This is a genomic window from Pedobacter agri PB92, from assembly GCF_000258495.1.
GTDB lineage: Bacteria > Bacteroidota > Bacteroidia > Sphingobacteriales > Sphingobacteriaceae > Pedobacter > Pedobacter agri.
Map to the genome: position 1 here is coordinate 1 of NZ_AJLG01000245.1, position 5,644 is coordinate 5,644.

At 37.3% G+C, this 5,644-nt stretch carries 2 protein-coding genes and 1 pseudogene; all 3 read right to left on the reverse strand.

The features are described from left to right. Positions 1 to 9: 9 nt before the first annotated feature. On the reverse strand, positions 10 to 984 hold the full coding sequence (locus tag ON09_RS22080; protein WP_010603244.1) for a SusD/RagB family nutrient-binding outer membrane lipoprotein: 975 nt from the start codon (positions 982 to 984) through the stop codon (positions 10 to 12). Between the two features lie 11 nt (positions 985 to 995). After that, the gene (locus ON09_RS22085; protein WP_202947182.1) at positions 996 to 4,136 is read right to left on the reverse strand and encodes a SusC/RagA family TonB-linked outer membrane protein; all 3,141 of its coding nucleotides are present in this window, start codon (positions 4,134 to 4,136) and stop codon (positions 996 to 998) included. Between the two features lie 196 nt (positions 4,137 to 4,332). After that, positions 4,333 to 5,644 (reverse strand): annotated as a pseudogene (locus ON09_RS22090) (zinc carboxypeptidase); the annotation flags it as partial.

A 5,644-nucleotide genomic window follows, 5' to 3' on the forward strand; every position in this document is an offset into this window, starting at 1 on the left:
ACGTACACACTAATTTTCCTCACCTAATCTGTTTACTGCCGGACTTGGAAAGCCTCTATAAATAGCGTAACCTCTACCTTGATCAGAAATCTTAGTGCCATTATAAAATGTTAAAATCCAGATCGTTGGAACAGCCTGAGCTTGAGATCTTACACCATCACTTCCGAAGGCAAGTGAATTATATAACGGATTTTGTCTGTTTGCTTCTTTTAAATATCCTGGATTTACAAGTGCATCTGTTTCCAAGAAACCAACTGATGTACTTAAAGCCGCAAATTCAGTAGTAGCATAAGCTGATTGCGCAGGCACACCAGCCATTTTAATTAATAAACGTAGTTTTACTGTATTAGCAAATTTTTTCCAAAGGTTCATGTCACCTTTAAATAAAGGATCTGTACTCGAAGCCACAACAGCAGGTTTGTTTGCACTTGTAACTGCTTGACCATCGGTAATTGCTTTAATTGACGCCGTTAATTGTGCTACTAAATCCTTATAAATATCTTCAGCTTTATCATATTTAGGCGTTAAAATAGCGCTGCCTTTTAAAGCTTCGCTATAAGGCACATCATTATACTGATCTACTAATTTTGAGAACATGAAAGACTTCATGATCCTTGCAATAGCGTTACTGTATACCAATGATGAATTTCCTGCAGTGTTGTCAATTACATATTGATAATCTGTTGCATTATTGTAAACACCAGAAAACAAGTTAGTAAAGCTACCAGCAGTATAGGCATAAGTAACACTGGCACCGTAACTACCAACACCATAAATGTTGGCGGCGAAGCCACCAGGAAAATAATAAGCGCTATTGTAAGATTGCGAAACAGCAGCTGAATTCACAATCGCTTGAGGTAAAACTAAAGCGGGTGTAGATTCGGTAGAACTATTTGGGTTTTCATTTATATCTAGATACTTTTTGCAAGACGTAAAGCCTACTGCTAAAGCAACTATCAATAAACCGTTAAATATCTTTTTCATATGGATGTTTTTTAAAATGTTAATGATAATGTAGCACCATAAAAACGAGCTGGAGGCGTTTGACCTAACGATGCAATACCTATACCGTTATTGTCAGGGCCTGCATCACTATACTCAGGGTCTGTGTAAATATTGGTTTTAGGTGTCCAAATAAATAAATTACGGCCTTGAACACTGATACGAGCACCTTTAACATATTTCAAACTACCCAAAACTGACTTTGGTAAATCGTATGATAATGATAACTCTCTAAGCTTCCAGAAAGCAGCCGAATAAACGTAATTGCTGGCAACGCCCATATTTGTTGGTGGATTTGTCCAGAAATCTACCCCACCTGTTCTGGTAGTGATGTTTGTGTTTGCAACATAAGTGTTTGTAACAGGATCTAAATACGATGAATTAGGGATCACAAAACGTTCGCGGTTGAAATATGTTGTTCTGATACCAGCACCAGAGAAATCATAACTTCCTGAGTTTTGACCCATCACGAAACCTCCACGGTATTCAAATAAACCTGTTAAACGGAAACCTTTGTAACTTACAGCAGCATCAAGTCCTAAACGATGACGAGGCTCAACATTACCCAAAACCTTGTTTCCATTAGTAACATTTGGAAAACCAGTATATCTATCAACAATAACTCTACCTTCAGAATCTCTCACATAATCAGTTCCTTGAAGCACAGGGAAAGGCTGACCTTCTACAGCCCATGAACCTAATGTTGTTGTTCCTGACAAACCAAGCGCAGGTAATCCGTTGCTGATGGAAACAACTTTATTGTTATTATAGGTATAGTTAGCACCAACAGAAACCTCTAAACCATTGTCTAAATTTCTATAAGGAACAAGGCGTAAGTTAGTTTCAATACCATTATTGCTTACTTCACCTGTGTTTGTTAAAAATGAAGAAAAACCTGTAGAGTTAGCAACACTTACCGGAACTGTTTGGTCAGTTGTATTTGTTTTATACATGGTAAAACTACCCGAGATTCTTGATTTTAATAATACAAAATCAATACCACCTTCATAAGCCAAAGTCATCTCTGGTTTAATATTAGGAGAAACAATACGATCAGCTAAAGTAAAGCCCGGGATACCAGCATAAGGATAACCAGAGGCCTGACCAAATGTTGGCAATAAAGCGTAGGCACCGAAGTTTGTACTGTTACCTAAGTTAACGTTACCCACCTTAGAAACACCCCCTCTGATTTTCAACGACTCAATTACTTTTGAGTTTTTCAAGAAAGGAATGGCATCTGAAGCAATGAATGAAATATCAGCAGCAGGATAGAAGAATGATCTGTTTTCAGGAGACAAAATTGATCTCCAATCGTTTCTTCCTGTTACGTGTAAATATAAATAATTTCTAAATCCTAAACGTGCATCACCATAAACACCAATTTGTCTGGCTTTAAAGTTCGATTCACTTGCCGATGGGTTCTGAAGACCATTGCTTACGTTGAAGAAATCATCCAGAGCTAAACCTCCTTGAGTACCTACATCAACTCTTTTATAAGTGTTTTGTCTGATGGTAGCACCAGCAATAACATTTAAAGAGAAGTCTTTAGATAACTGCTTGATGTATTGCGCCTGGAACTCAGGGTTGATTTGAACATTGTAACCAGAATAATCACTTACACCACCAACGATATTAGCGAAGTTAGGCGTAGATGCTAAACGGTAAGCAGAATATGTAAATTTGTTGGTAGTAGATTTATTTGAAAATGCTCTGTTAGATAAATTCGCACGAACCAATAATGATAAATCCTTAATTGGATTCCATTTGATTTGTGCATTACCTGTTAAATAATCGTTGCGAGTTGCACTACGAGAGTTTGCCAAAGCAAAATATGGATTCTGATAGTACTCATTATAATATCCGTTAGGATTAGCAAACGGATCATTTTTGAAATCTTTGTATCTCGTTAAAGGAATTTGTCCTGGAGATTGAAGTACGTTATCAAATACACTTCCGATAGCATTTCCCTGATCGTAACGGTTTTGAACATAACTTAAGTTAAATCCAAAAGTTACATTATTACCTAAATTACGCTCCCCATTAATACGCATCGAGAATCTGTTGTATTTATCACCAGGCACAGTACTTTTTTGATCAAAATATTGACCGGAAAAGTAATAGGTTCCTTTATCATCACCTGATGATAAGTTGAAATCGGTTTGGTTTGAATAACCAGTTTCCCAGAAAGCATCTTTATTTTCATCTTTATTGTAAGAATAAGGAACTGACTGGATTGAGCCATCTGCCAACGGTTTACCGATTGGGCGAACTACCCCATCAAACGCAGGACCATACTGCTGATTTTCGAAAGCTGTATAAGTAGGAATATCATCGTTACCCGTACCAGAACCAAATCTATCCTGTAATTTAGGTAAGAAACTTACCTGCTCAACATTAGTAGTATGACTTACGTTAATACTTGTAGCACCTCTTTTACCTTTTTTGGTGGTAATAATTAATGCACCATTTGATGCATCAGAACCATAAAGTGCCGCAGCACCCGCACCATTCAATACCTCAATGTTTTCGATATCTTCAGGATTTAAATTTCCTAAAACATCACTTGGAACGATAACATTATCCAATACCACTAAGGCTTGGTTATTACCTAATAAAGAGCGGTTACCTCTTAATACCAAACGTATGTTAGGGTTAACACCACTACTTACAGCGTTTACTTGTAAACCCGCAACTTTACCAGTTAAAGCGCTGGCAACGTTAAATGCTTTACCTTGTGTTAATTCTTCAGCCTTAACGGTTGTAGACTGGTTACCTTGCTCACGACGTTTAATCGCAACACCACCAGCTGTTACTACAACTTCATTCAGCGAAGTAGCATCTGATGCTAAAACAGCATTAATAACATTGCTTGCAGGAATTGTGAACTCACGAGAAGCATAACCTAAAAATGTTACAACAATCGTTTTACCATTTGATGGAACGGTTAAGGTAAATTTACCATTCGCTCCGGTTTGTGCGCCCAGGTTAGGAATTTCTTTTACCCTTACTGTTGCACCTGGAACAGGAAGACCGTCTTCTTGAGAGGTTACCGTACCAGTTACTGTTCTTTCCTGAGCCATTGCGCCGAACGCAACGAACATAAGAATGAACAAACTTTGTAGAAGTTTTTTCATAATTTGAAAATAGGTTAGTTAATGATTCTAATAAAACACTAAAGTATAGTTAGTTGAGTATATCACCAAATTTATTTTAACAATTTTTAACATTCTATTTAAAATATGACAAAACCGCCTAATAAATGTTAATAAATACAACAAAGCCCTATGTTTGATTAACATAGGGCTTACATAATATTGGTTTTTTGTATGATTAATAACTACAAAAAAGGATATTCCCAAAAAGAGTCTTTCCACCTTCCCAAAAATTTCTAAAAAGCGGGTCGTTGGCCAAATAAACTACTTGTCCTCTACCAAAATCCTGTATACCGATCAACAATCCTGACTTTAATTCTTCACGTACCTTTTTACCGACGACGCCTGCCATCAAACTTTTTTCATTAACCTGACCCACATTCCAGCCTTTGGCAAATGGCTCATAAATCTTCCGGTCGGTTTTAAGCGTGTAATAGAATTTTCCTAATCCATACGATAAAGGGTGTGAAGCATCCAGATTCACTTTATAAATTGCACCCGGAATGGCGAATTCAAAGTCATCTTTATCCTTGTTTTTAAACAGCAATTTGCTTGGCTCAGGTTTTTCATCTTTTTTAGCTAGCAGTTCTTTCTTTTTTAAGTCGAACCCCTTTTTATCCAGCACACTTTCAATAGCATCTTCCATTAAAATTAATTTGCCACCCTTATTTAACCAGGAGGTAAGACCATCGCCTACAAAAGCACTATAACTTCCATCTGGAAGGATTAAAGTATTGACCTTATTAATATCCAGGTTATTGATATCCCTGGCATTGATAATACTTGGTGCGAGGTTTAAATCGTGCTCCAGATAAAACCAGGCTTCACCAAATGCCAGCGAAGAAACCTCAGTGCCAGAAACGATAGCAATTTTTGGTTGCTTTAATATCGGATATACGTTTGAACCAAAATCTTTTCCTTTTTCGACAAAGCCACTGGTAATTCCTCTAACCGGCTTATCAAATTTTCTGGCGACGGCGACTACCTTTTCTTTTAAACCTTTTACACTCTTTTCATTTTCTGCCCTTAAAACAATCAGTGTTCCGGCAGGATAGTCTTTGCCTGAGACCGTAAATGGCTGATCAGATTGCCTCACTTTGATATTTTCTTTCTGCAAATCGATTAATACCTGCACATTTTCAGCAGCACCCCATGCAAATAACCAGGCTAAAGGTTTATCAATATCATTTGACGTTTCATCGGCCACCGCCAAATCAGCATATTTACCTTTAAAACTTTCTTTACTGGCATAAGCTTTTAAACCATATACATAAGGTAATGCCCAGGCGGTAATGTCGTAAGTATTTGAATCTGCTACAAAAGTTTGCGGCTCCATTAATACATTTGCTAAAACTGCTCTGGGCTGCAATACATTAATAATCAAATCATTTCTGTCGACGCTAAAACTCTCTTCTTTCTGCGTATCATAGTCGTAACCTCTTCCGTTTTTATCTGCACCATAAGCGAACTGAATCTTGTAGTGTGTACGT